23 protein-coding genes and 1 pseudogene are annotated in these 26,258 nt (G+C 35.0%); 9 read left to right on the top strand and 15 right to left on the bottom strand.

Annotated elements, in window-relative coordinates; translation table 11 throughout:
• A pseudogene (locus tag KM149_RS00955) lies at window positions 1-96 on the bottom strand (deoxyribose-phosphate aldolase); the annotation flags it as partial.
• A 30-nt stretch (window positions 97-126) separates the two neighbouring features.
• Entirely contained in the window at window positions 127-1,497 is a 1,371-nt protein-coding gene (locus KM149_RS00950; RefSeq protein WP_214971519.1) for an MFS transporter, read from the bottom strand.
• Between the two features lie 551 nt (window positions 1,498-2,048).
• Here KM149_RS00950 and KM149_RS00945 point away from each other — a divergent pair.
• Entirely contained in the window at window positions 2,049-2,783 is a 735-nt protein-coding gene (locus tag KM149_RS00945; RefSeq protein ID WP_214971522.1) for a GntR family transcriptional regulator, read from the top strand.
• A gap of 112 nt (window positions 2,784-2,895) precedes the next feature.
• On the opposite strand, the gene KM149_RS00940 is transcribed toward KM149_RS00945, so the two are convergent.
• From KM149_RS00940 to KM149_RS00890, 11 genes are all read right to left on the bottom strand, one after another.
• Complete coding sequence (locus KM149_RS00940) at window positions 2,896-4,158, bottom strand: glycoside hydrolase family 5 protein (protein WP_241415464.1); 1,263 nt, start codon at window positions 4,156-4,158, stop codon at window positions 2,896-2,898.
• Between the two features lie 24 nt (window positions 4,159-4,182).
• Window positions 4,183-5,154, bottom strand: a complete 972-nt coding sequence (locus KM149_RS00935) for a chitosanase (protein ID WP_050329726.1) — start codon at window positions 5,152-5,154, stop codon at window positions 4,183-4,185.
• Between the two features lie 436 nt (window positions 5,155-5,590).
• Entirely contained in the window at window positions 5,591-6,421 is an 831-nt protein-coding gene (locus tag KM149_RS00930) for a CPBP family intramembrane glutamic endopeptidase (protein ID WP_214971529.1), read from the bottom strand.
• A 114-nt stretch (window positions 6,422-6,535) separates the two neighbouring features.
• Window positions 6,536-6,793, bottom strand: a complete 258-nt coding sequence (locus KM149_RS00925) for a helix-turn-helix domain-containing protein (RefSeq protein ID WP_241415463.1) — start codon at window positions 6,791-6,793, stop codon at window positions 6,536-6,538.
• Window positions 6,794-7,308: 515 nt separating this feature from the next.
• On the bottom strand, window positions 7,309-8,043 hold the full coding sequence (locus KM149_RS00920; protein ID WP_214971532.1) for a trypsin-like serine peptidase: 735 nt from the start codon (window positions 8,041-8,043) through the stop codon (window positions 7,309-7,311).
• A 689-nt stretch (window positions 8,044-8,732) separates the two neighbouring features.
• Window positions 8,733-8,891, bottom strand: coding sequence for a hypothetical protein (locus KM149_RS00915; protein WP_214971535.1), 159 nt, complete (start codon window positions 8,889-8,891; stop codon window positions 8,733-8,735).
• A gap of 116 nt (window positions 8,892-9,007) precedes the next feature.
• A complete protein-coding gene (locus KM149_RS00910; RefSeq protein WP_214971538.1) occupies window positions 9,008-9,247 on the bottom strand; it encodes a hypothetical protein in 240 nt (79 codons plus the stop codon).
• Between the two features lie 557 nt (window positions 9,248-9,804).
• On the bottom strand, window positions 9,805-10,572 hold the full coding sequence (locus KM149_RS00905) for a trypsin-like serine peptidase (RefSeq protein WP_214971540.1): 768 nt from the start codon (window positions 10,570-10,572) through the stop codon (window positions 9,805-9,807).
• 263 nt (window positions 10,573-10,835) lie between these two features.
• A complete protein-coding gene (locus KM149_RS00900) occupies window positions 10,836-11,603 on the bottom strand; it encodes a trypsin-like serine peptidase (protein ID WP_165546298.1) in 768 nt (255 codons plus the stop codon).
• Window positions 11,604-12,034: 431 nt separating this feature from the next.
• On the bottom strand, window positions 12,035-12,622 hold the full coding sequence (locus KM149_RS00895) for a DsbA family protein (RefSeq protein ID WP_182281309.1): 588 nt from the start codon (window positions 12,620-12,622) through the stop codon (window positions 12,035-12,037).
• Between the two features lie 233 nt (window positions 12,623-12,855).
• A complete protein-coding gene (locus tag KM149_RS00890) occupies window positions 12,856-14,631 on the bottom strand; it encodes an oleate hydratase (RefSeq protein WP_165545302.1) in 1,776 nt (591 codons plus the stop codon).
• A 194-nt stretch (window positions 14,632-14,825) separates the two neighbouring features.
• Between KM149_RS00890 and KM149_RS00885 the strand changes: the two genes are divergently transcribed.
• Window positions 14,826-15,419: a TetR/AcrR family transcriptional regulator gene (locus tag KM149_RS00885; protein ID WP_165545303.1), complete on the top strand. Its 594-nt coding sequence runs from the start codon at window positions 14,826-14,828 to the stop codon at window positions 15,417-15,419.
• Window positions 15,420-15,516: 97 nt separating this feature from the next.
• On the opposite strand, the gene KM149_RS00880 is transcribed toward KM149_RS00885, so the two are convergent.
• On the bottom strand, window positions 15,517-15,996 hold the full coding sequence (locus KM149_RS00880; protein WP_165545304.1) for an arginine repressor: 480 nt from the start codon (window positions 15,994-15,996) through the stop codon (window positions 15,517-15,519).
• A 425-nt stretch (window positions 15,997-16,421) separates the two neighbouring features.
• On the opposite strand from KM149_RS00880, the gene arcA reads away from it, so the two are divergent.
• From arcA to spa, 6 genes are all read left to right on the top strand, one after another.
• On the top strand, window positions 16,422-17,657 hold the full coding sequence (gene arcA, locus KM149_RS00875; protein WP_060829225.1) for an arginine deiminase: 1,236 nt from the start codon (window positions 16,422-16,424) through the stop codon (window positions 17,655-17,657).
• Window positions 17,658-17,692: 35 nt separating this feature from the next.
• Complete coding sequence (gene argF / locus KM149_RS00870) at window positions 17,693-18,700, top strand: ornithine carbamoyltransferase (RefSeq protein WP_060829224.1); 1,008 nt, start codon at window positions 17,693-17,695, stop codon at window positions 18,698-18,700.
• Window positions 18,701-18,819: 119 nt separating this feature from the next.
• The gene (gene arcD / locus KM149_RS00865; RefSeq protein ID WP_241415462.1) at window positions 18,820-20,250 is read left to right on the top strand and encodes an arginine-ornithine antiporter; all 1,431 of its coding nucleotides are present in this window, start codon (window positions 18,820-18,822) and stop codon (window positions 20,248-20,250) included.
• A gap of 16 nt (window positions 20,251-20,266) precedes the next feature.
• Window positions 20,267-21,208, top strand: a complete 942-nt coding sequence (gene arcC, locus KM149_RS00860) for a carbamate kinase (protein WP_241415461.1) — start codon at window positions 20,267-20,269, stop codon at window positions 21,206-21,208.
• A gap of 18 nt (window positions 21,209-21,226) precedes the next feature.
• Window positions 21,227-21,940, top strand: coding sequence for a Crp/Fnr family transcriptional regulator (locus KM149_RS00855; RefSeq protein ID WP_165545308.1), 714 nt, complete (start codon window positions 21,227-21,229; stop codon window positions 21,938-21,940).
• A gap of 781 nt (window positions 21,941-22,721) precedes the next feature.
• Window positions 22,722-24,326, top strand: coding sequence for a staphylococcal protein A (gene spa, locus KM149_RS00850; RefSeq protein WP_241415460.1), 1,605 nt, complete (start codon window positions 22,722-22,724; stop codon window positions 24,324-24,326).
• A gap of 181 nt (window positions 24,327-24,507) precedes the next feature.
• Here the strand turns inward: spa and KM149_RS00845 are convergent, their stop codons facing one another.
• Window positions 24,508-25,386, bottom strand: coding sequence for a DUF418 domain-containing protein (locus KM149_RS00845; RefSeq protein ID WP_241415459.1), 879 nt, complete (start codon window positions 25,384-25,386; stop codon window positions 24,508-24,510).
• 340 nt (window positions 25,387-25,726) lie between these two features.
• Here KM149_RS00845 and KM149_RS00840 point away from each other — a divergent pair, with 340 nt between their 5' ends.
• Window positions 25,727-26,221, top strand: coding sequence for a YagU family protein (locus KM149_RS00840; protein WP_060829218.1), 495 nt, complete (start codon window positions 25,727-25,729; stop codon window positions 26,219-26,221).
• Window positions 26,222-26,258 lie beyond the last annotated feature (37 nt).

The raw sequence follows: 26,258 nt of genomic DNA, 5'->3' as shown, positions 1-26,258 counted from the left end.
ATGATACGTTTTGGCCTCTTCAATGATTTGATCAATTTGTTGACGTGTTGATTCTGGTTTTAACAACGTATGATCGATATATTTTTCAAATTTCATAATTTGATCTCCTTCTCTTTTTCATTCTTTTTATTGTTCGCGATGGGATGTCACTTTTGACTGTGTCCAGCGATTAAGGATAGTAAATAGAATAAGTCCAACCACACTGAGTAGCCCTAAAATAATTAAAATCATTCCGAAGTGCGTATTCATCGCATCTTTTCCCGGGAAATTTAAAGGTTGATAGTCAATTAGTGCAGCCGCTAACGCGATTCCTACAGAGACAGCTACATTAATAATTAAATTGTAGAAACCTATCGCTACCCCTGTCACTTTAACATCAATCGTTTTGATTGCTTCATTTAAAAGTGGTGCGTACATTAATGCAAAGCTACCTGCAAAGAATATCATGGAACAAACAAAAATGATAATGTGATGACCAACCGCAAATGCAGGTAAAATCAAACTCAAAGCAATTAAACTAATCGCAGTCATAATTGCTTGTTTTGAACTAAGAAATTTCGCAATTTGGCCGCTCAATGCACCGACAATAACTGCTACTACATAACCCGGTAAAAGTAACAATGACGTTGTATCTAATTTTACCTCGTAAATTTTTTCCATGATAAAAGGAAATGTAAAAATATAGCCTAATTGAATGGCATACATAATGAAAACAATAAATAAGAATGACGTATAGCGTTTATTTTGGAAAAATGCTTTATCCACTAACGGATGGCGTGCATTTTTAATGTAAAATGCAAAGATAATTATAATTGCTAAAGCTGCGATCATGTATAGCCAATTGAAATGTGTAATAAACAGCATGACTGTTGTCGCAATAGCTGCAATTAATATTAAACCTATAAAATCTAAGTGCGCTTTATTTGTATTCTTTTCTTTAGGTAAATATTTAAAAAGAAATGGTAATGTAAACACGACAATTAGCGCAATTAAAAACATATTGGTCCAATGTAAATAAGTCGCAATAAAGCCACCTGATAAGGTCCCAATCACAAGGGATAGCGAATAACTACTTGTGCTTAGACCCAAGTACGTTTTTTGATCTTCTGTTGATAAATATTTTGCCACGTAGATGACATAAAGTGTTTCAGCTGCTGCTAGTCCGGCCGTTTGAATAATACGTCCAATCAAAACCATTGGAAAATAGTGTTGAAAAATATAACCAATGATTGAACCTGTAATGATAAGAAAAACACCGTAAATAAACAGCGTACGAATGCTCACCGCATCAGATAACGATGCATAGACCACTGCACCAATACCAATGACAAGTCCTGCTAACGTGGCTTGCCAACTTACAGTCGTTACAGAAATGTTTAAATCATTTGCAATCGCGACTGAAATCAATTTAAAAGAATTATCAATCACTAAACTAAACACAAATAGAAATAATAAAATGGGAACTGCTTTTTTAACTTTAGAATAGTCCATAGTCATTTCGCTCCTTGAGTCTGAGACCAATACACATTTTCACCTACAAAAAGTCTCTCTATTTTAAATTGGCAGTAACTGACTGAATGACACATCTGTGGAAGACATCTTAAAGCTAAGCAATTTTCTAACCTTATTTTCAGGCTTGTTTCCATGATTCAAACATATTGTACATTACACTTAACAACACTTTTATTCACCAAGTCATGTCACGTGACCCACCACTTCGCGAATAACATTTAACACTACACTTAGCTTTAAAACGTCCTCAACAAACTTGTATACTAATTTGTCTATTTGTATACCCATTTATATAATAAACCTATTTTAAAACGCTTTCAATACTTGGCTTATGACAAAATTAAGAACATCACGAACACGAAACATTTTTAGTCACTCAGATAGAGATCAAGGTGCCAATTACTGCCCTTGACTCGTGTCATATTGTCTATAATTCATGCAATTATCTTCATAGTTCAATCAAATTTATGGATCCACTTCAACTTTAAAGTGTTGTATGATGATAGGAGAGAATGATTGAACTGGAGGTTTGTTTCATGGCGTCGCAATCACAGCCTAAATTTTTAACGATTTATAATACATTGTATGAAGAAATTCAAATCGGCAAATACCCGAGCGGGCAGGCATTGCCTACAGAGAAGACGCTATGTCAAAGATTCCAAGTGAGCCGAATGACATTGAGACAAGCGATCAAACTTTTAGTAGAAGATGGTATCGTGGAAAGTACACGCGGGAAAGGTCATTTTGTTCTCCGTCAAAAAGTGGCACACCAAACTTCAAGTATGGGTCTATTAAAACATCCGCTTCAACAGGTTTCAATACAACCTGTATCACTGACTTCTATGCATTATCGTGTTGACCTCGAAAGCGAATACACTAACCACTTATTCCCAAATCATCCTACAGCTGTTATTGCAATGGAACGTTATTATCAACATGCACAAAGTACAAATGCTGCTTCAGCGGCCTTTTGTTTTAGTTTTATTCCTCTTCATGTGATTGATACATTTAAAATCAATACTCAAAGTGAACAAGCGATGCGTGATTTTGTAGAAAATACGGTTTATCAAAATTCAACACAATCCAATTTAAAAATCAGTATCACCCCTTCACCAAGTTTTCAATATCAAAATCATACCTTTGAAGGGGGCAAAGACTGTTGGTTAATCATCGAAACCATCTATGCGCAAAACCAATCTCCAATTATGATTAACAAATGGTATATCCCACAAGAAAATGCAGAATTGATACTATCGCGAATCCAACAGTAGGGATCAATACTTAATTAAACATAAAAAGCGGACAAGGCACTCTAAAAGTTAATTTAGAATGACTTGCCCACGCTTCTCGTTGCTATACAGTCTGATTATTCATTGTGTAGTACTATGATTGTTGCGCAGCTTCTTTGACTGCATTAAAAACAGCTTCATTTTTTTGAGGTTGTTCTTTTTTACCGAAATCATTCGAGTTAATATCTGTTTGAATGCCTTTGAAATTTTCTACGCCCCAAGAAGAGTCTGGTTGATTAATACCTTCTTTATCATAATTCCAAATCGACCAAGACATACGACTCTCATTCATTTTCTTCAAAATATATTTGAAGTCATTGCCATTCGGCGCAATATGCGAATCATTTGTTGCCGCGTTACCATTAAACTCACCCATATAACTTGGCACATTATAATTTGCTTTATTAATACTATTAATTTTATTGTCAAAGTTTTCTCGAATACCTTTATGTGATTGTGCGTAGTTATCATATGGATAGTTATGATATTCATATACAATATTATTATTATTTTTACCAAAGTATTGAGGGTCTTTCATATTTTGAGGATCCCATACTGCTTCTAAAAATGCGATATGGTTATCGCCATTACCTCTAATTGTTTTTAAAGTATCTTTATAAAATTGTTGCACTTGGTCATCACTGTGACCTGCAGGCCCTTTAGGTTCATTTAAAATATCATATCCAGCGATAGCATTGTTATTTTTATAATGTTGTGAAATATAGTACCAAATTTCTTTCGTTTTACCTTGTGCATCTGGGTCATTCCAGAAATTTCCCACTGATTTATTACCTTGTGTTTCGCCAGAATGTTCTTGTGCATTTTGTGAATTTGGTGCACCATGCATGTCTAGAATGACATATAAACCATGTTGTTGCGCTTTAGCTACAAATTGATCAATTTCATCAAACGCATGATCTCTCATTTTAACATCTTTTGGATTCATGCCTTTTTGATAATTAGTTAGATTAATATAATTAATTGGCAATCGTATTGTATTACAGCCCATATCTTTTACATTTTGAAAATCTTGGTCGTCCCATCTGTTATGTGCATATCGATCTAAGATTTGATGTGCCTTTTCAGGTGAATTTACTTTGCTTTGAATATCATCAAATACCGCTTTGTAGCCCTCATTGATATTCGCAGCACTTGGATAGCCCCCCATCCACTTTTCAGTTGTAAATACATTACCTGCATTGACACCTTTAAGTTGGAAGTTTTGTCCATCTTTTTGAATTTCTTTACCTTGGGTTTGTAAACGCCCCATTTCATCTGCATGTGCAGAATGTGCTGGCAGTGATAATGTTAATAAAGTTGTTGCCGCTAAAAATGAAGTCAACAACGTTTTTTTCATTAATAGTCACCCTTTCTTTTTTTATTAAGCACGATCAAAATCTATATCTTCATTACTATAATGTTGAATGGCATCTTGGTCTAAATGAAATTGTTCTCCATTCATTTTGAAGTCTAAAGGAAGTTTTAAATCAAAGTTTTGGTTTTTTATAAATTGTTGTTGTACTTTCAATCGATCAAACACATCGTTATCCGTACTACCATTGTTTTCATTTTCTTTTTGAGTCGCTTTAAAGCGGCCGTCTAAAAACGCATATAAATAATCGGCTTCTTTGGCGCCTGTTTTAGGTGTTTTTCCGCTACTCTTATCCATCGCACGTTCGCGTAATTCATCAAAACTCCAATCTGCAGGATCTTTACCTTTGTAGCCACCTTTTTTAAATTCACCAGGCCCATGTTTTACAATTGCATCAAAGTATACATATTGACCCAGTTGAGATAAACCATCTTCTTTAGCAGCTTGAACCGCTTCATCCATATAATCTTTTTTCAATACATAATTTTGTGCTTTCACCAAATTTGCTCTATCATTTTTTGCTGCATCTTTCCATGCTTGCTCGAACCCATCTAATCCTTCATGAGATTCTGATTGTGCTCGAGAAAGTTTTTCAAGTGCTGGCAAATATTTTTTTAAGTTATTATTCGGATTGATTTGATTATAATGTTTAACAAGATGCACCATATCATCAGAACCAGTAGTAAAGCCAATGACACCCGCAGTATAGCCTCTATGATCACCAATATCTTCAATGTAGCTATAGTTATGTGAATAGTTCGTATCAGTATTTTCTGCTGCTCCGACTAATGCCATGATTCTTTTTCTTAAATCATGATTTGCATCCATATAATGACTTGCATTGCTGTCACTTTCTTTTTGCGCTATTTGTTGCGCTGAAGCTTGACCGAGTTGTTGTTCTGCATGTGTGACATGTGCGATTGATGAAAATGACGATAATATTACTGCACTTGATAGTGCGACTTTTAACGTTTTTTTCATTATAAATTCCCCTTTAAACTAAGAAAATTTTAAAATCAATGTCTTAAATGCAAAGCGGCACGACACTTACTTCATATGGACTTTTTTAAGGTATGTACAAGCCTTCTTCCTATCTATAAATTATCAGACAACATTTCGTTTCCTGACATTAAGAAACTTTAAAACTATCATAGAATAATTTCAACAATTGAAAACGCTTTTTCCAAAAATTAAATATTGTCTTAAAATTGTCTTAAATATTTTTACTACTTTAAAAAGAAACTGTTACATATCTTATATAAGATGATTTAATTGTAATCTAAAAAATATATTATGGTTACATTTCATCTTATTTATCTTACATACCAAAACTTTCTGTTTATTTAATGAATAAAAGGGAGCGAGACAGAAATCTATTTGATTTCGTTGTCCCGCCCCGGCTCTGTTAATAGTTAATTTACATATTCACTTTTGCTGTTCTCTGTCGATATATCATCATTAAAATGACCCCAGCATAGCCAAGTATTGAAATGAGTGAAGCATCCATACCGTATTGACCTCCAGTGACCAATGGATTATGGGATTGTATCACATATTGAACTATCCCGTAGTCGCTTTTAGCTGTCACCATTGGAAAGAGGCCACCCGTGATATTCCATAGTGCGTGCAATATCACGCTTGCCCAAATTGAATTGAATGTATACACAGTAATGCCAAACATCACACCCACCATCGTACCCCCGACCACTAATAACACAAAATCCAAGTCGACTAACTTGCCATTGAATAAATGAATAAAACCGAATAAAACAGATGTTACCCCTATGGCCCAGACACGGTTTGTTTTAACTTCAATGTATTTTAACAGTACACCCCTGAACATCATTTCCTCAACAATAGGTGCCACTATCCCCCCAATGAAAACAGCCTCAATTAACATAGCACTGTAATCCGTTACTTTACCAATCGGTGTCCAGTAGAAAACGCCCGGCACAAATATAATATAAATGGCGATAACAAAGACAGGCAGTAAAACACCTAACATTATACAAAATCGTAATCCGCTGAATCGCTTTACTCTAAAGTATGCCCAATCCCTTTTTAAACCTTTATATATCAATAGTTTCATTAAAAAGATAAATATCACACCGTAAGTTACACCGTGTAATAGATACTCGACGCCTTTTAAATCTAACAAATGCCATAATACAGCCAAATTTTGCGAAAAAACAACAATCACAAATAATACTAAACACATGCCTATTATTTTAATTATATTTTTCAACAAATTCTTTTGCCTCCTTTAACAATCATTTAATAATCAACCGAAAATTTGACTCAGTGTTCCACAAATAATAATGACAAGCAGTAATACAAACCACCATTTTTGTGCAAGAAAAGTTCAGGCATTGATTGGTTTTTCAACCACATTAGACGTCCCATTGTCCCCCCTTGTTCCCACTTCATGTCCATTAACGAGTTCATCAAGACTGACATTGAAAAAAGAGGCAAGCTTATTTAACATTTGGATATTGGGCTCGATTGTCCCTTGTTCCCACTTGGAAATCGTCTGTCTCGTCGTATGCATTTCTATTGCTAGCATTTCTTGTGTAAGTTCTTTTTCAATCCTTAGTTTTTTAATTTGCTCTGCTAATCGCATTGTATTCACCACTTTTTTCTATTTTATCAAACATACCTACGCCCTTATGCTTATTATTTTTGCGCATGATGCCTCAAATTTTGAGCATAACGCGCTGTTTCATATACATTTTCGTATACATTCATTATTAATAATACAAAATCTTCTTGAGATTAAAAAAGGTAAGTCACAAAATAAAAAATGAACGAAGCGTTACAAGCAAGCGATGATGGAATGCGGATAATAACTGATTTAATCATTGAAGGATGGAGGAAAGAATATGAAAAGATTTTTAGCCATAGAACGCTAATTGTATATGTATGAAGGCAATGCGCACCAAACAGCATTGACAATAAAACGAATAAGAGAATAAAACGTAATAACCCCACTACAATGCTCAAAAAGGAAAAGTCACCCTAAAATAAATTTAGAATGACCTTTCTCTCTTGTTCAATAACAATGAATTGTTGCATTGTTTTTTAGGCATGTTAGTCACACTTTGAATTGCGCTTTTTCATTCAAGGCTCAACTCACTTTTACTTTTTAGTATTGTTTTTTATAAATTGAATCACATCTTGATTGAAGAACACACCATCTGTTATTTTGGCATGGACATCTTCAGGACCCCCTCTTACGATTCCAACGACTTGCTGTTTGTCATTATATATTGGGGAGCCGGACTGTCCTCCAACTGTATAAAGGCTCATCACAAATGAGCTACCATTGATTTCTGTAATTGTGCCATCAGCCTTCCACATCGTCCCACGTGCTTTGTCTCCAGGATAACCGGCTGTATGGATACGATCGCCGACTTGTGTGGCATTCGCGTCACTCAATGGTAATACCCCTGCGTTCTGATCAAATTTTTTCATAGGCGGTTCAATTGTTTGAGGTTTAACATGTATAACGACTAAATCTTCTTCTCCAGGAAAAGGAATCACTTTTTCTGCTTGATAAAGACCGCCATTGCTTCCAGCCGTTGCCATTGGTGTAATACGCACAGCTTCTGGATGATCATACTGCCAACCTACGACATGTTTATTGGTTACCACTGTATGAGGTCCCACTACAACACCACTGCCTTGATGCTCAGAGTTACCTACCGCAACAATCGCTTTATAAGGGGATTGCGTAACATCCTTCACTTGTACACGATCATCCGCATACGCATGTGCCACATTATGTGTATTTACAACAGAGGCTTGCATCGCATATGTACTTGTCAAAATCGTAAATGCTGTAAGTCCTTTTACCAAAATATCTTTTTTCATCATCGTCACTTCCTTATATATTTTAATCTCCAATATCGTTCAACTTTTCAACGGCGTTCAGGCACTTTGGACAAAGTTCCTTTTTTCAGACTATCAGCACAGTGCCCTGCAGTTAAGACTTTGGTCGTTGCACTCACTGCCCCTGTCCAAGTCAAACTAACTTAATCCACAAGGGGTGTAATAATGGGATGTGCTTTTTCAGTTTTTCCTATCGTATGCTTGATTTTTCACGCATATCCTAATCAACTACATTATAATGTGCCATCTCTGCTACATAAGACACTTCTATCAGCGTAATAAACGACAAGAAAAAAATGAATAAAGCTTGAATCACAAGTTTTTCATGTCACTAATTTTTTCTTGATTTTGCATAACAGATAAACGCTGACATACTACTAATCATCACTTGATATAAAGCGCTTACATTTATGGGTTTATAGCTCTTGTTTTACACAGTTTAAAATATTTTGTGTGAATATTGTACCTCTATTATATAAACCTGCATTGGTTTCTACAGCACCTGTATGTACACCAATAATGGGCTACGTTTGCTTATTAAAGATAGGTACACCCGATTCTCCGGAGATTGTGTCTGCTGTATAGTATGCTTTATTGCCATCCTGAAAGCCCACTAATGACGAAGAGGACGGTGGTGTATGAACGTGTAGTTGCTCAAACTTATCTGAAGGTTATCCTGTAATTTCTACTTCTTTACCCTTACTGTTAGCCAAGCGTTGCAATTGTATTGGTTTGACAACTTGTCCTATAGAAACACCATTATGGAGCTTAAGAGCGATAATCGCAATATCATACTGGTCTTCATTATGGTCCATATTTTGCTGTGGCACTTTAATGGCTTTGTATTCAAATTGTCCAAACGGTTGTTCAGCACCATTTAAACCTGGTGTGACCTTAGACTGTTGTGTAAGTCCATCATATTAGGGATTATAAACTCAATGTGCTGCTATAATGACCATACTAGGCGCACAATGACCGCGCCACTACAATCTTCATAAACATTGTGCCATTTTGACTTAATAAATGTAATGGATTGATATGGGGCAAGGGTTGTGTTTTGAACTTGTGTCCGTGAGTCTTTGCCAATAATTTTATAATTCGTATAGTCAGAAGCGTACGTTGCTTGGGTTAGTGCTATAAACGCTAAAAAGGCAACCGTTGCAGTCTTTACAAGAAATTTGTTCATTGTATTCATTTTCTTCGCAATTATTTTATCTCTTTTAAACAGTATAATAATTTTATATTTTTTTGAACTAAAATATTAAAAGTTCTCCCGTTTTTAAAAATAATATTAACATATTATCAATATTATAATTATATACAAATGATAAAAAATAAGTTTAAACTATATTTTAGATGTTTTGATAAGCTACCACTTCTAAATTAGCGAAGCATAAAAAGTTATCCATATCAAAATCATAAACAACCACCCAAGCAACATAGACTCAATCTAATAATTTTCAATCTATAAGAAGCCCCTAAGCAAGTGCGTCAGAAGTACCAATTTTTAAGGCAAGCCTAGCGCGGATGAGCATGGATGAATATGATAACGTCCCATAACTATTATTTTCATTTAGAAATTAAAAAGCGCATTCAGCAATACAACTGTGTGCTGAATACGCTCAATTATTAAATCGTAGCGATAACTCGGATGATGTCTCTCTTTTTCTCAACTCGAGTGGCCTTTACTAAGGCAAAGCACACCTGTCAAATCGATTTCTGACTTATGACCTATTTGATAATCTAAAGGTTTTGTTTAACCCAGTTATAAATTTCGTTCGTAAGTGTTGTGCCTCTGTTCGTTTCAATATTTTTGCCTTTCACATAACTTGTATGCACGCCAAAAACTTTATGTGTCTTTTTATCCAAGAGCGGCGCACCTGATTGTCCACCTGATGCATCAGTCGTATAGTATGCCATGTTGCCCTCTTGTTTATCAATGACACCTGAATCTGTCCACATTGTTGGCGCTTTGAAGACATGGAACTTATCTGATGGGTAGCCTGCAACTTCAAAGTTTCTTCCAGTAAAGTCATCGCCACTTTCTAGCTCGAGTGGTTTCACGACCTTACCAATAGAAGCGCCTGATCGAGGTTGCACATCAACAATGGCAATATCGTATGCTCTCTTTTGATTTTCAATATACTGTTGCGGCACTCTCACATGCGTTGAAACAAATTCACCATAAGGGTTGTAAGTCGCATTTAAAGCCGGTGTGATGCCTGTTTTTTTAACAAAGCCGCCGTTGTTCGGATTATAAACACAATGTGCTGCAGTAAGGACTTTGTTCGGTGCAATGATAGTCCCTGTACAAGCGGCATTGGCTTTATCCCATTGTACATTTAAATAAGCAATGGCTTGGTACGGTCTTGCTGTTGTATTCTCTACTCTTACACGTGTGTCATTATCAATAACATCATATGTCGTTGTATCTGCTGCATAAGATGCTTGTGTAAGTGTGATAAATAACAATGATGCGACTGATAAGGTTTGAGCTATCGTTTTTTTCATTTGACATTCCTCTTTCTTTTAAATTAAATGATATGACTTAAGTACAAATTGCATCGATCAATGCTTGGGGCAAACCCTTATTTTTATGTGTTTGCCCCGCTTCGATTGTTTGTAAATCAAGCCCAACAACACGGGGACACTATTCATCTAATAACGTTTGTGACCTACCGTTCTCACCTAGGAAAGACTTTAAATAACAGTGAGATAACTAACTGGGTTGTTCTATGCTTTAGCAACCGAAATTTAATCAATTCCCACTTCTACTACAAGTTTTGTTTCACCCATTTTAAAATGTTTTTTGTAAATGTTGTGCCTCTGTTATATAAACCTGCATTTGTTTCAACAGCACCTGTATGTACACCAATGATATTATTTGTTTGTTTATTAAATATGGGTGCCCCAGATTCTCCAGAAATGGTATCTGCTGTGTAATAAGCTTTATTGCCATCTTGGAAATCAACCAATGATGAAGATGACCATTGTGTTTGAACACGTAATTGCTCAAACTTATCTGACGGATATCCTGTAATTTCTACTTCTTTGTTTTTACTATTATCGGATGCTTCTATTTGAATTGGCTTAACGACATTACCGATTGAAACACCATTTCTAGGTTTGACATCAATAATTGCAATGTCATATTGATCTTCTTGATGATCCTTATATTGTTGCGGCACATTAATATCATTAGATTCAAATTGACCAAACGGTGCGATTTTGCCATTTAAACCAGGCGTTATTTTTGACTGCTCTGTTAATCCGCCATGCTCTGGATTATAAACACAGTGTGCAGCCGTAATCACTTTATTAGGCGCAATGACAGTACCGCTGCAGTCTTCATAAACGTTATTAAATTTAGATTCAATAAAAGTAATCGATTGATAAGGGTTCAGCGTTGTATTATTTACTTTTACACGACTGTCCTCACCTATAATCTTGTAATCAACATGACTCGAGGCATATGAAACCTGTGTGAACGCCATAAAAGACAAAGAAACAACTGTTGCCGTCTTTAAAAGAAATTTGTTCATTGTACTCAACTTCCTTCTCAATTATTTTATTTCTAACTAAAGAATATAATATTTTTATCTTTTAATCAATAGAATCTTAGAATTTTTTTCAGTTTTAAATAATAGTATTAATAAGTATAGAATACTATAAATTTGTATATGGATAGTTATATATAAATAGTTAATTAAAACAGTAAATGTACTTTATTTTAGAAAATTTAATAAATTAACTTCTAAGCTGGAAATATTCTTAGGAGATGAAGATGCCACTTCATATGACTTGATTAAAATACACATTTCAATCAAGCTAATGTGGTAATTATAAAAAGAATAAAGCAGGAGGTTAGGAATCATCCTCGCCTCCTGCTTATATTCAAAATGAAAGTGACGTGCTAGGCCATGTGTGTAATCACTATGCATTTTCCTAGCGCTCACGAATATTTAAAATCATATTATGCCTTTAATGCATCATCAATTTTCTTAAATACCTCATCTTTATTTAATGGATCACTTACTTCTTCGCCATTAATTTTTAAAGTAGGTACCAATTTAACTTTATCGTTATTTGCTCTAATTATATCTTTTTCTGCACGTTTCCATGCCTCACTATTTTCAGTTTTATATTCCTTTTTAATTTTATCTTTTTGTTCTGTACTAATGGATAAACGATCGATTTGCTGATCGATTTTATCATGCGTTAGCCATTTCCCTTCGTGATTCGGTTGTTGCTCAATTAAATGATGGTGAAATGTCATAAATTGTTGTGGCGCTACGATTTGTACAGCTTGTGCCGCTCTTGCTCCCTCAATCGCATCGTTACCTAAAAATGCCACATCTATCAATTGATATTGAATTCGATCTGTTTCATACTTTTTCTCTATTTCTTTCATTATTTTCTGATCGAACACTTTACAATAAGGACATTTATAATCAAAGTACTCAACGATATTGACTTGCTTTTCGTGATGCTCCTCTTTCTGACAAGCGGTGAATACAACAAGCACTAAAGACATCATTAAAAAATAAAAAATTTTCTTCATTACTGACTCTCTCCTTTTACACTATCCTGTGTATTACTTTAATAAATATAACTGTTAATAATTATTTTTACAAATGTATTCTTAAATTATTTGATATATAACATTACCAATCATCTTATACCTTTCGATTATCACTTTTTAAGTTGATTGCTTTAAACACAAAAAGAGAGCCTATTCAATAGATGCTTCCATTGAATAGACTCACTATAATACTACAATCTATCAATCTTTATTTAGAGTAAATGATAATCTTTAAGCAACGTTTCAATATAAGTGCCTTTTATTTTTCTTAAGAAACCACTCAAAGCTACTTTTTGAATTTTACTATTTTCTGTGATTTCTTGTAGACTTTTACGATCATTTAATTCGTATGCCGCATCCATTAACACGCGCAAATCAAATTCAGAAGCTATGACTTCTGGTACCCCTCTATCAATATCTAATAATTGATAAACAGCTTCCATTGCTGTTCTAACTGAATATTCTGTTGTAAATACAGTATCTCTTTCAGTTTCTGCAAAGTTACCGATAAAGGCAAGGTTACGTGATTGATGTGGCACAACTAATGGTCTGTCACCTACTGCTCTTGGCATAAAGTAAGATGTAATATAAGGGAGATACGCAGGTATTGTATTTGCTTCTTCAGTTGCCAAGTATTCAATTTCTTCAGTAGGGACACCCATGTGGTAGAGCCATTCTTGACAGATTTCACTACCACTACATTCTGTAATTGGTTTTTTAATATAATCGCCATCAACATCAGAGTATAAAGCATAGATCCAAGTACTCACTTGATCATCAGGTTGACTTTTAAATTGTTGTTGACGGTTAACCGTAAAGCTCATTTGCCATGATGAGTCATTAACAGTAATAATACCACCTGTTACTGTTTTATGAGAAAGCGGGTCACGTTTACATAGTCTTTCAATGGCACCGATGATTTTTTTATTGTTTGTTGTCGCAGTCGCAGAAATGAACCAACTTCTTTTTGGTAAATCTTTATAGAATTTTTCTGGATTACCAAATTCTGGACTTTGCTTTGCCAAGTTATTCCATAATAACCAGCTACCACCAATGTCATCTGTAATAGGTGCAGGTGTGTCATTATCACCATAAGTTGAACTTTCTGTAATACTACCATTCGTTACAAACACTAAATCATTAGGTGTTAATTGAATGACATCATCTTTGCCATCTCGTTTAATAAGAATTTCTCGTGCTAATTTTTGAGAAGTCGTAACGTCTACTTTAATGTCTTCTACTTTGATATTATATTCAAATTGAACATCATGGGATTTCAAATATTCAACCATTGGTAATACGAGTGATTCATATTGATTGTATTTTGTAAATTTAAGTGCGCTAAAATCTGCAAGGCCGCCAATGTGGTGAACAAAGCGCATTAAATAACGACGCATTTCCATAGCAGAATGCCAAGGTTCAAATGCGAACATTGTTTTCCAATAAACCCAGAAATTGGATTTTAAGAAATCTTCAGAAAAAACATCTGTGATTTTGACATCATCTAAATCTTCTTCATTCATTAAACATAAATCTAAAATTTCTTTAATTGCTTTTTGTGTAAGCGTAAAATCGCCATCCGTATCAACACGGTGTCCTCTATTTTCAATCATTCGACAGCGTGAATAGTTTGGATCTTCTTTATTCAGCCAATAAAATTCATCTAAAACTGAAGCATTTTCGACTTCTAAAGAAGGAACCGAGCGGAATAAATCCCACAAACATTCGAAATGATTTTCCATCTCTCTACCACCGCGTACGACATAACCTTTATTAGGAAGTTCGTCACCATCAAGACTGCCGCCAGGCTTAGGTAACTCTTCTAAAATATGAACTTGTGAGCCCTTCATTTGTCCATCTCTAATGAGAAAACAAGCTGCTGCTAAAGCGGCTAAGCCAGATCCCACTAAATATGCAGATTTGTTTTCTACATTTTCAGGTTTTCTTGGGCGTGCAAATGCTTCATAATTACCTTTACTATAATACATAGTAAACACTTCCTTTTTTGGATTAAAAATCAGTATAATAAAAGACAAACAGGAAAATAAATGACTTCCTTCATTTTAAAATTTCCTTCAATATTATTATATCAACAGACCACATCCAATTAGACGCCAATATTCACTATTTGTAACTTAAATGACAAAATCAAGAAATTGTTCGATATCTGAGGTGTTAAAAGATGAATAAACAGGATTTACGCGTAATTAAAACGCAAAACGCACTTATGAATGCATTTACGGAATTGTTAAAAGTAAAAGAATTTGAACACATTACAATACAAGACTTGTGTGACTACGCACTTATCCGTCGTTCAACATTTTATCGACATTACAAGGATAAGTATCATCTATTGAATCATGCGATTGAAAACGTCTTGAATCGTTTTAGACAAATTCATTTATCCGATATTCGTTTTGAAGACCCGAAGCCTTTCCTTGAGCGTTATATCCATGACTTATTAACCTTTATTAATGACAACAAAGTAATAGTCAACAGTGTAGTAACGCATCATTTATATGATGAAACATCACGGATTATTTATGAACAAATTTATCAAGCCATCAATAAGCAAACTCAATACGATATTCAAACTGGGGCCAGATTGGACGTAGATCCAACAATTTATAATCATTTTTTAACGGGTGGGGTGTTAAGTGTAGTCTTTAATTGGTCTAAAGAGACACACGCTGAACAATCACTCACAAGAGTTAAAAGTGATATTGTCAACTTGATATGCGGTATGAGAGAAACACACTTAAAACGTATCAATTAAAGTGCACAAATAGATGTTCTTTGTCACAAATCGCTTCCATTACAGTAGCTTGCATACGTCGACTTTGACTTGAATCATAAAAATTCATATTCATTGATTAAGGGGTGCCATTTGCATCTTGGTAAGTTTGATTAAACAGCTTATAATGAACATATTTTGAAAGTTCCGCTGACGCCGTAAGAACTAAAATTGTGTCATTCCCCCCGACTGTCCCCAGTACTTCGTTTAGCTCCATTTGATCAATATAATAATTAATGCTCTGTGCAAAACCCGGTGCTGTTTTTATAATTAAGTACGTGTCTTTGATTACGACAGAGGCGATTTCATCTTTATAAAAATTAATTAATTTCGCTTTGGCATCATTTTGCGCATTTTCATTATACTTTTGATAACACCGCTCTTGATGCGTGGATGGCATTTTATAAATCTTCAATTCATTTAAATCTCTACTAATTGTCGCTACACTATACCTTATTCCAAAATGTTTTTCTATATAATCCACAATTTCTGCTTTTGAATGAATGTCATGCTCTTTTACAATCATAGATACTAAGTCTAATCTTTTTCTTTTTTTCATGCATTTAAACTCCTTTGCCTCATAATCCCGCTGACAAATAACTGTGTATCTCTACCATAACAAAACATCTCATTGGTAAATGTGAAGTTTCTGACATCTCACATGAACCCTCACACGCTGTCAAACATTTAAGTGGCTTCATCTTCTTACAAAAAATCAATAAACATCTCTTTTCAAAAGATTGATGATTATACATACACATTTTTGAATAAAGAATAATATTATACATATCTCTTAATTTAATATTAACTTATTATTCATAAATACGCATGTTAAAAGGGTAAAGTATGCATAAGTTATCAGTATTGTGTATTGAATAAATCATTTGTATGAAGTTTTAGACATTTACATTGAGAAAACATTCACAGCTGGATAACTGAAAGCGTTTTATACTTTGGATGTAATCAATCAAAGGAGGAATAACAATGGAAAAAGGACCAATCCAAGTGAATAGTGAAATTGGCAGATTAAAAACCGTTTTACTCAAACGACCAGGCAAAGAATTAGAAAACCTTGTGCCTGATCATCTCAGCGGCTTATTATTTGACGATATTCCTTATTTGAAAGTCGCGCAAGAAGAGCATGATAAATTTGCGCAAGTTTTAAGAGATGAAGGGGTTGAAGTGGTTTACCTCGAAAAATTAGCCGCAGAAGCAATTGCTGATAAGGCTGTACGTGAACAGTTTATTGATGATATTTTAGCTGAATCTCAAAAAACAGTGCTCGGTCATGAAAAAGAGATTAAAACGCTATTTGAAACATTAAGCGATCAAGAACTTATAGATAAAATTATGTCAGGTGTACGTAAAGAAGAGATTCAATTAGAAACGAATCACCTTGTGGAATATATGGATGATAGATATCCATTTTATTTAGATCCTATGCCAAACCTTTACTTTACAAGAGACCCTCAAGCTTCTATCGGACGCGGTATGACGATCAATCGAATGTATTGGAGAGCACGTCGTAGAGAATCTATCTTTATGACCTATATTCTTAAACATCATCCACGTTTCAAAGATGCAGACGTTCCTGTTTGGTTGGATCGAAATTCACCATTCAATATCGAAGGTGGCGACGAATTAGTCCTTTCAAAAGAAGTGTTAGCCATCGGTATTTCAGAACGGACTTCGGCACAAGCCATTGAGCGCTTGGCACGCCAAATTTTATTTGATGATCAATCAACTTTTACAAAAGTATTAGCTATTGAAATCCCGAACAGTCGTAGTTTCATGCATTTAGATACCGTGTTTACAATGATTGATTATGACAAATTTACAATGCATGCTGCGATTTTCAAAGAAGAAAATCATATGAATATTTTTACAATCGAAAAAGATGAAGCAACAAACGATATTAAAATCTCACATTCAAGTCAACTTAAAGCAACATTAGAAGACGCTTTACATGTCGATAACATTGAATTCATTCCTACAGGTAATGGCGATGTTATTGACGGAGCACGTGAACAGTGGAATGACGGCTCAAACACATTAACCATTCGCCCTGGCGTAGTCGTCACTTATGATCGTAACTACGTTTCAAATCAACTACTAAGAGATAAAGGGGTCAAAGTCATTGAAATCACAGGTAGCGAACTTGTGCGTGGTCGTGGCGGCCCTAGATGTATGAGCCAACCTTTATTTAGAGAAGACATTTAAGCATTCATTATCAAATTAAGAAAGGATTTTTTAAAATGACAGATATTCAAAAACCATTAGATTTAAAAGGTAGACATTTACTTAAAGAAGACGATTTTACTAAAAAAGAATTTTCAGACTTAATTGATTTTGCGATGACTTTAAAATCTTATAAACAACAAGGCATCCCACATCGCTATTTAGAAGGTAAAAATATTGCTTTATTATTTGAAAAAACATCAACACGGACACGTGCTGCATTTACAGTTGCTTCTATCGATTTAGGTGCACATCCAGAATTTTTAGGTAAAAATGACATCCAATTAGGTAAAAAAGAATCTGTCGAAGATACGGCAAAAGTATTGGGTCGTATGTTTGACGGTATTGAATTCCGCGGTTTCTCTCAAGACACAGTGGAAGCATTAGCAGCGTTTTCAGGTGTCCCTGTATGGAACGGACTCACTGATGCTTGGCACCCAACACAAATGTTAGCAGACTATATGACGATCAAAGAAAACTTTGGTCATTTAGACGGTATTAAACTCACATATGTAGGCGACGGCCGTAACAATGTCGCAAATTCTCTTCTAGTCGCAGGTCCAATGTTAGGTGTCGATGTTACAATCTGCTCTCCTAAATCTTTATTCCCTTCTCAAGATTATATTGATATCGCTGAACGTCGTGCTAAACAAGACGGAGGTTCTGTAACAATTACCGATAATATTGATGAAGGCGTAAAAGGTGCTGACGTTATTTATACTGACGTTTGGGTTTCAATGGGTGAAGAAAGTGAATTCGAATCTCGTATTAAATTATTAAAAGATTATCAAGTGAACAAAGCTTTATTTGACAAAACAGGTAAAGACAGCACAATTTTCTTACACTGCTTACCTGCTTTCCACGACACAAATACAGAATATGGCCAAAAAATTAAAGATGAGTATGGCTTATCTGAAATGGAAGTGACAGATGAAATCTTTAGAAGCAAACATGCGAAAGTCTTTGATCAGGCTGAAAATCGCATGCATACCATCAAAGCTGTAATGGCCGCTACATTAGGTTAATTCAATAGATATGATATGATACAAAAGTCCAGTTATTCTTATCATAATAAAATACTATTAAAATATTTTAAAATAAGTTTTATGCTGGACTTTTTATCTATCTAAAGGAGACATGACATATGGGTGGAACAGATGAAAACAAATTAAATAAAACCTCCTTAATTGGTTTAGTCATTGGCTCGATGATTGGCGGCGGTGCATTTAACATCATTTCAGATATGGGTAAAGAAGCTGGCGGATTAGCTATCATTATTGGATGGCTGATTACTGCGGTCGGTATGATCTCACTTGCCTTTGTTTTTCAAAACTTAACCAATGAACGCCAAGATTTAGATGGTGGGATTTACAGTTATGCCCAAGCAGGATTTGGTGATTTTATTGGCTTTTCAAGTGCTTGGGGCTATTGGTTTGCTGCCTTTTTAGGCAATGTGGCTTATGCGACGTTGCTCATGTCCGCAGTAGGTAACTTTTTCCCAATGTTTAAAGGAGGCAATACCCTACCTTCTATTATTATTGCCTCAATCTTATTGTGGGGCGTGCATTATCTTATTTTAAAAGGTGTCGAAACTGCAGCATTGATTAATAGCATTGTGACCATCGCGAAATTGATTCCGATTTTACTAGTACTTGTGTGTATGATTGTCGCTTTTAACTTTGACACTTTTAAAGCAGGTATTTTTGGCATGACAAGTGGCCCATCACATATGTTTAGTTGGGGAGACACGCTTTCTCAAGTTAAAAGTACAATGCTCGTCACTGTGTGGGTCTTTACTGGTATTGAAGGCGCTGTCGTCTTTTCTGGACGCGCTAAAAATAAAAAAGATGTCGGTTCCGCAACCGTCATTGGTTTAGTTTCTGTGTTGGTCATCTATTTCTTAATGACCGTATTAGCACAAGGCGTCATCCAACAAAATCATATTTCAGAACTCTCTAACCCTTCTATGGCAGCAGTGTTAGAACACATTGTCGGTCATTGGGGATCTGTTCTCGTTAATATTGGCCTCATTATTTCAGTATTAGGCGCGTGGTTAGGTTGGACACTTTTAGCTGGTGAATTACCTTTTATCGTTGCGAAGGATGGCCTATTCCCTAAATGGTTTGCCAAAGAAAATGAAAACAAAGCACCTGTCCATTCATTACTCGTTACTAATATATTAGTTCAAATCTTTTTAATCAGTATGCTTTTCACACAAAGCGCTTATCAATTTGCTTTTTCACTTGCTTCAAGCGCCATTCTTGTTCCTTACATGTTGAGTGCTTTTTACCAAGTGAAATATACAATTCAAACGAAACATCGTGCAACAACGAAGCAATGGATGATTGGTATCATCGCTTCTGTTTACACAATCTGGCTCGTATACACAGCGGGATTGGATTACTTCTTATTAACGATGCTGCTTTATATTCCAGGGCTCATTGTTTACACGATTGTACAAAGAAATAATCAAAAACCATTAAAACGAGTCGATTATTTATTCTTTGTCATTATTATCATTTTAGCCATTATCGGCATCTTGAGATTATTGAGCGGTGCCGTCGACGTATTTTAATGAGGAGTGAAATTTTATGCATAAAAAAATTGTAATTGCTCTAGGCGGAAATGCCATCCAAACAACAGATGGATCTGCAGAAACACAAAAACAAGCTATACGTAAAACAATGCAAACACTAAAGCCTTTATTTAATACAGACTACGATATTGTCATTTCCCATGGCAATGGACCACAAATTGGCAGTCTTTTAATTCAACAAGCGACTGCTGATAGTCCACAAACACCTGCGATGCCTCTGGATGTCTGTGGTGCGATGACACAAGGAATGATTGGCTTTTGGATTGAAACGGAAGTCAACCGTGTTTTAGCAGAGGTTAACAGCAATCGGAAAGTGGGTACAGTGATAACACGTGTGGAAATTGACGAAAATGATCCAAGAATGTCAAACCCGACAAAACCGATTGGGCCTTTTTATACAGAAGCTCAAGTTGAACAACAAAAAGCACAATATCCTGATTCGGTCTATAAAGAAGATGCGGGTAGAGGCTATCGTAAAGTCGTCCCTTCCCCCCTGCCTATATCCATTTTAGAGCATGAATTAATTAGTACTTTAGTTGAAAATAATAACATTATTGTCGCTTGTGGTGGTGGCGGTGTTCCTGTTGTTAAAAGAGGCGACACTTATGAAGGTGTGGAAGCTGTTATCGATAAAGATTTTGCAAGCGAACGTTTAGCACAACTCATCGATGCCAATACCCTTATGATTTTAACAAACGTTGAAAATGTTTATATTAACTTTAATAAACCTAACCAAGAAAAACTCACTGATATCGATGTCGAAAGTTTAAAACGCTACGCACAAGAAGGTAAATTTGCAGAAGGCTCTATGTTACCTAAAATTGAAGCGGCTATAGATTTTGTTGAAAACGGAGAAGGACGTCGTGCGGTCATCACGAACTTAGATAAAGCCTATGAAGCCTTTAAAGGAGAAGTCGGCACACAAATTTATAAGTAGCTATGAGGTGGTGGATTTATGGGGCAAAACCCGTATGATCACTCAACAATTGATAACTCACTCATCAAAAACAATGTGAATACCTATCTCGAGCAGTTTGCTGCCTTTATCAATATACCCACGGTTGCATTGCAGCCGTATAAGAATGAATTTATCGTCAGACAATACAATAAAGGCCAAGTGATTTACTATTCTTCTGATGAACTGACACATCTATATTATTTAATCGATGGTTATATATTAAGAGAGCATTACAGCGTGAATGGGGATGTCTATCGTGTACTAAATAAAGGCGAACATCTATACCCGCTTCACAACCTTTTTCAAGATAAAACAACAAATGAAATGTGTACTGCACTCACCGATAGCATTGTCATGGCCGTACCGATTGAACTGATAGAATATATATGTCGAAATCACGATAAAGTGTTTATTCAAATGTATAAATACCTTTGCGAAAATGAAAAACAATTAACAGAATATAACATGGCACTTAGTGCAAAAAGCGCTAAAGCACGTGTAGAGAAAGTACTCATTTATTTATGCCATACGATTGGCGAGGACCATGAAGAATTTTATGAGATTAAGCAATTTTTAACGATTCAAATGGTCAGCGATCTAGCTAGTGTTTCCCGAGAAACGACAGGGCACATTGTAAACGAACTAAAAACACAAAACCTCCTTTTAAAAGATCAGAAGAATTGGATGATTAGTAAAGCCATCTTGAAATAATATTTTTTGCATGATAAATCAATGGAATGGGATAAAAATTATTTCAATTTCTGTTCCATTCCATTATAAGCGTCTCTCGGTTTACATGAATCCCAAGAACGGATACAGCGATATATAAATCAGATAACTATTTCTTTTATGATTTTATATAGTTCAACTCATGGAATAAGCCATACATATAACGTTACTTTCATACGTTAAACGTGTGAAAGTAACGTTTATTATATTTGAAATGAATATTCTTATACGTCATCAATAACCACGTATCCTGCTTTAAAATAACAAAACTTACCTTTATATTTACGTACATCAACTAAAAAATAAAAATTTTGAAAATGTAGCACCTTCTTATAGATTGAATATAAACTAATATTAAATACATAATTTAAAACCCTATTTGAAATGCCAAAATACTTAATCTAGAAAAAATAAATATGTATTAAGCATATTTTTTATCATTTTAACGCACAAACTAAACCGTTTATTATAAATATAAACGTAATTTTAAAAAATATATACGAATAGACAAGTTGTCTAGACCTATATCAAAAGTCTTTATCTTGCTTAATACCACTTTTCAACATCTTAATCATATACAATCTCTTTAAATCTTATATTTATGACATCTAAAATTTTTATATAAATCGATAATAAACAATCGAATATTGCAACAGTTGATTTTTAAAAATTTTAGAAATTGCACTATACAATTCTATTCTAATATTGTAGACTTATATCAAGCGTTACAATATATATTTTATATTTTAAGGGGTTGTAATCAATGGAAAACAAAAACTTTTTTAGTATTCGTAAACTTTCTATCGGAGTAGGTTCTTGCTTAATCGCGAGTTCTTTACTTGTAAACACACCAACTTTCGCTGAAGAATCAAACAATACGAATACTGCTGAAGATCAACAAAATGCTTTTTCTGAAGTAGTTAACTTACCAAATCTTAATGAAGATCAACGTAATGGCTTCATTCAAAGCATCAAAGACGATCCAAGTGCAAGTCAAGATGTGCTTAACGAAGCGAAAAAATTAAACGACAGTCAAGAGGGTTCTCAACCTGCGCCTGACCATAGCGAAGCACAACAAAATGCATTCTATGAAATTGTAAATTTACCTAACTTAACTGATGTGCAACGCAACGGTTTCATCCAAAGCCTTAAAGATGATCCAAGTGCAAGTGCAAATGTATTAATTGAAGCAAAAAATACAAACGTTGCTCAAGCACCAACACAACCTGCACCAGAGTTAAATGAGGATCAACAAAATGCATTCTACGAAATCTTAAACTTACCTAATCTTAAAGATGACCAACGTAACGGTTTCATCCAAAGCCTTAAAGATGATCCAAGTGTAAGTAAAGACGTGCTTGCTGAAGCGAAAAAATTAAGCGACAGCCAAGCTGCTCCTGACTTTAGCGCAGAACAACAAAATGCGTTCTACGAAATCTTAAACTTGCCTAACCTTAGCGAAGATCAACGCAACGGCTTTATCCAAAGTCTTAAAGATGACCCAAGCGTAAGTAAAGACGTGCTTGCTGAAGCGAAAAAATTAAACGATATCCAAGCGAAACCAGATTATAGTGCAGAACAACAAAATGCATTCTATGAAATTTTACACTTACCTAACCTTACTGACGAACAACGTGATGGTTTCATCCAAAGCCTTAAAGATGACCCAAGTGTCAGCAAAGATATTCTTGCTGAAGCGAAAAAATTAAATGACAGCCAAGCACCTAAAGCTGAAGATAAAGACATGCAGAAAGATGACAGCAAAGCTGAAGACAACAAAGCCGAAGATAAAGGCATGCACAAAGATGACAACAAAGCTGGAGACAAAAAAGCTGAAGATAAAGACATGCAGAAAGATGACAACAAAGCTGGAGACAAAAAAGCTGAAGATAAAGGCATGCACAAAGATGACAACAAAGCTGGAGACAAAAAAGCTGAAGATAAAGGCATGCACAAAGACAGCAAAGACATGAAAAAAGATAAAGACATGGGCATGGCTAAAGACCAGTCTGGTAACAATGGCATGAATCACACTGGCAACAAAATGATGCCTAATAGCGAAACGCATGTTGTTCAACCTGGTGATACTTTAGATAAAATCGCAAAAGCAAACCACACTACTGCCGATAAAATTGCGAAAGATAATGGCTTAGCTGATAAAAACATGATTATGCCTGGTCAAAAACTTGACATGGATAAATCAACAATGATGAATGAAAACAAAGCTGCAAAAGCGAATAATGAAATGAAAGCTTTACCTGAAACAGGTAGCGAAAGCGATGACGCATTATTCGGTACAACACTTGCAGGTGGATTGAGCTTAGCATTAGGTGGTTTCTTATTAAGCCGCAGCAGAAAATCAAACTAAGTTTTAAAATTTCCAACACATTACACAAAATATAAAACCAACTTAGAATATAAATAAACGGGATTAAAAAACTGTGCATGTCGTCAAAGTGGCGACTTCACAGTTTTTTTGATTTTCATCGATAAAATTGCGCTTCTACTTCTGATTGATTACAACGGGATACGCATGACATGCCCGCTGTTTATTGAGACCGTTTGATGCTAAAAAATTGTAAATACGTGGCTGCTCTCAAAATATACTCAATCGGTCCATATTTAAAAAATCTTAACCAAATCATTGAAAAAATCATTTGCACAATCAAAATCACAAGACATGCAATGCCTGTTTGTGCAAACGTTAATGTCAAAAATTGACCCGCTACAATAATAAGTAACGTATTCATCAAATAATTGGTTAACGCCATTTGTCCATAATACTTCAATGCTAACAAGATTTTTTTAACCGTATCGTATTGTAATAAATAAGTTAACAATAATACATAAAACAGTGAAATAAATGGTGCTGTAAAAACGATAAGATCAGAAAATGTATTGTACTTTTCAACATACGCATTGAGGCTAATCTGTGATTTCGCCAATTCATAGGTTGGAAGTACATTATGCTGATGCAGTACGACCATCGAAATAATAAAGCCACCAAATGATAGCAGCAATGCTACTATTAAAGATTTTGGACGATTGTAAATATTTTTGTGTAAGTCAAATTGGCCAATCGTGTATCCTAGAATAAACAAACCGGGGACGAAAGCGATTTTGTTCCCACCAAATAAAGCGACGAAGAGTAAAGCTAACCCAACAACAAGATTGAGTTTTTTATTTACAAAAGTAAAAAGTAATAGCGGTAGGCCAATGATGGCATAAAAAAGCAATGCTTCACCTGGTTGGAAGATTTGATGTATAATACCTAGCAATAGTAAAAAGAGGATTCTCCTCAAGTATAGAAAATATGGATTAACGTCTTTGCATTTGGCGCTATTAAAGAAGATATAAAAGCCTATCCCGAATAGTAATGAGAAGATTGAAAAGAACTTCGCTTCATCGAGGATGTTTAAATATTTCATATAGTCAATAAAAAACTCCTTTATTTAGTATACTGCTATCATAAACACTCATATACCATCTATCATGCGGCTCAAGGCGTATTGTCACTCGGGCAGAAGTCCATAATGCTTTTTATACATAACCACACAGCCCACATAAATTGAAAAAAGTATCATTGAAATCCATACACAGTCCCATTTCATTCTTTATTGACAACATATTTTCTAAAATCTATCTTTAAAATGCGCCCCCTATCAATGGTATCAAATTGAGCTGTAAATCGATTTAAATAATATTTATTGAGAATATTTTCACATGATAATATACTAAAAGTAGACATATCAACAGGAGGTCCTTAAGTTGACTCAAAGACAAATCGGTCTGTTATTTTATACTGGCATTATCGGAGGGCTGCTTTCCGGTATTGTCAAATTAGGTTGGGAAGTCATGTTCCCGCCCCGTACACCAGAACGCAATGCGACGAATCCACCGCAACAATTGTTACAACAACTCGGATTCAGTCATGATTTTACCCATCAAACCTACACATTCTCAGGCATGTCATTGCCTTGGGTGAGCTTTATCGTTCACTTTAGTTTTTCTATTGTCATTGCCATTATTTACTGTTTCTTAGTGAAGAAATATGCCTATATGGCAATGGGCCAAGGCGCTGTATTTGGGATTGTGATTTGGGTGTTATTCCACTTGATGATTATGCCGATTATGCATACCGTTCCTGCGCCTTGGGATCAACCCTTCCAAGAACATCTTTCTGAATTATTCGGTCATATCGTTTGGATGATGACCATCGATCTCGTTCGACAACTTTTTGTCCATCGCTATCAATTAGATTAAAAACAAAACCGCTCATTTGTGATACACATGCATCACA

It is taken from the genome of Staphylococcus coagulans, assembly GCF_022557135.1.
Lineage (GTDB): Bacteria > Bacillota > Bacilli > Staphylococcales > Staphylococcaceae > Staphylococcus > Staphylococcus coagulans.
Note: the sequence above shows the minus strand (reverse complement) of the source record. Positions and strands in the feature narration are given on the sequence as shown.

Excerpts from the sequence above, each read along its gene's own strand:
- arcA (WP_060829225.1), top strand. The coding sequence starts at position 16,422 with ATGGAAAAAGGACCAATCCAAGTGAATAGTGAAATTGGCAGATTAAAA.
- KM149_RS00950 (WP_214971519.1), bottom strand. The coding sequence starts at position 1,497 with ATGACTATGGACTATTCTAAAGTTAAAAAAGCAGTTCCCATTTTATTA.
- KM149_RS00880 (WP_165545304.1), bottom strand. The coding sequence starts at position 15,996 with ATGAAAAAAAGAAAAAGATTAGACTTAGTATCTATGATTGTAAAAGAG.
- KM149_RS00940 (WP_241415464.1), bottom strand. The coding sequence starts at position 4,158 with ATGAAAAAAACGTTGTTGACTTCATTTTTAGCGGCAACAACTTTATTA.
- KM149_RS00900 (WP_165546298.1), bottom strand. The coding sequence starts at position 11,603 with ATGAACAAATTTCTTTTAAAGACGGCAACAGTTGTTTCTTTGTCTTTT.
- arcC (WP_241415461.1), top strand. The coding sequence starts at position 20,267 with ATGCATAAAAAAATTGTAATTGCTCTAGGCGGAAATGCCATCCAAACA.
- KM149_RS00935 (WP_050329726.1), bottom strand. The coding sequence starts at position 5,154 with ATGAAAAAAACGTTAAAAGTCGCACTATCAAGTGCAGTAATATTATCG.
- KM149_RS00845 (WP_241415459.1), bottom strand. The coding sequence starts at position 25,386 with ATGAAATATTTAAACATCCTCGATGAAGCGAAGTTCTTTTCAATCTTC.
- argF (WP_060829224.1), top strand. The coding sequence starts at position 17,693 with ATGACAGATATTCAAAAACCATTAGATTTAAAAGGTAGACATTTACTT.
- spa (WP_241415460.1), top strand. The coding sequence starts at position 22,722 with ATGGAAAACAAAAACTTTTTTAGTATTCGTAAACTTTCTATCGGAGTA.
- KM149_RS00945 (WP_214971522.1), top strand. The coding sequence starts at position 2,049 with ATGGCGTCGCAATCACAGCCTAAATTTTTAACGATTTATAATACATTG.
- KM149_RS00895 (WP_182281309.1), bottom strand. The coding sequence starts at position 12,622 with ATGAAGAAAATTTTTTATTTTTTAATGATGTCTTTAGTGCTTGTTGTA.
- KM149_RS00920 (WP_214971532.1), bottom strand. The coding sequence starts at position 8,043 with ATGAAAAAAGATATTTTGGTAAAAGGACTTACAGCATTTACGATTTTG.
- KM149_RS00910 (WP_214971538.1), bottom strand. The coding sequence starts at position 9,247 with ATGAACAAATTTCTTGTAAAGACTGCAACGGTTGCCTTTTTAGCGTTT.
- arcD (WP_241415462.1), top strand. The coding sequence starts at position 18,820 with ATGGGTGGAACAGATGAAAACAAATTAAATAAAACCTCCTTAATTGGT.
- KM149_RS00925 (WP_241415463.1), bottom strand. The coding sequence starts at position 6,793 with ATGCGATTAGCAGAGCAAATTAAAAAACTAAGGATTGAAAAAGAACTT.
- KM149_RS00905 (WP_214971540.1), bottom strand. The coding sequence starts at position 10,572 with ATGAAAAAAACGATAGCTCAAACCTTATCAGTCGCATCATTGTTATTT.
- KM149_RS00885 (WP_165545303.1), top strand. The coding sequence starts at position 14,826 with ATGAATAAACAGGATTTACGCGTAATTAAAACGCAAAACGCACTTATG.
- KM149_RS00890 (WP_165545302.1), bottom strand. The coding sequence starts at position 14,631 with ATGTATTATAGTAAAGGTAATTATGAAGCATTTGCACGCCCAAGAAAA.
- KM149_RS00855 (WP_165545308.1), top strand. The coding sequence starts at position 21,227 with ATGGGGCAAAACCCGTATGATCACTCAACAATTGATAACTCACTCATC.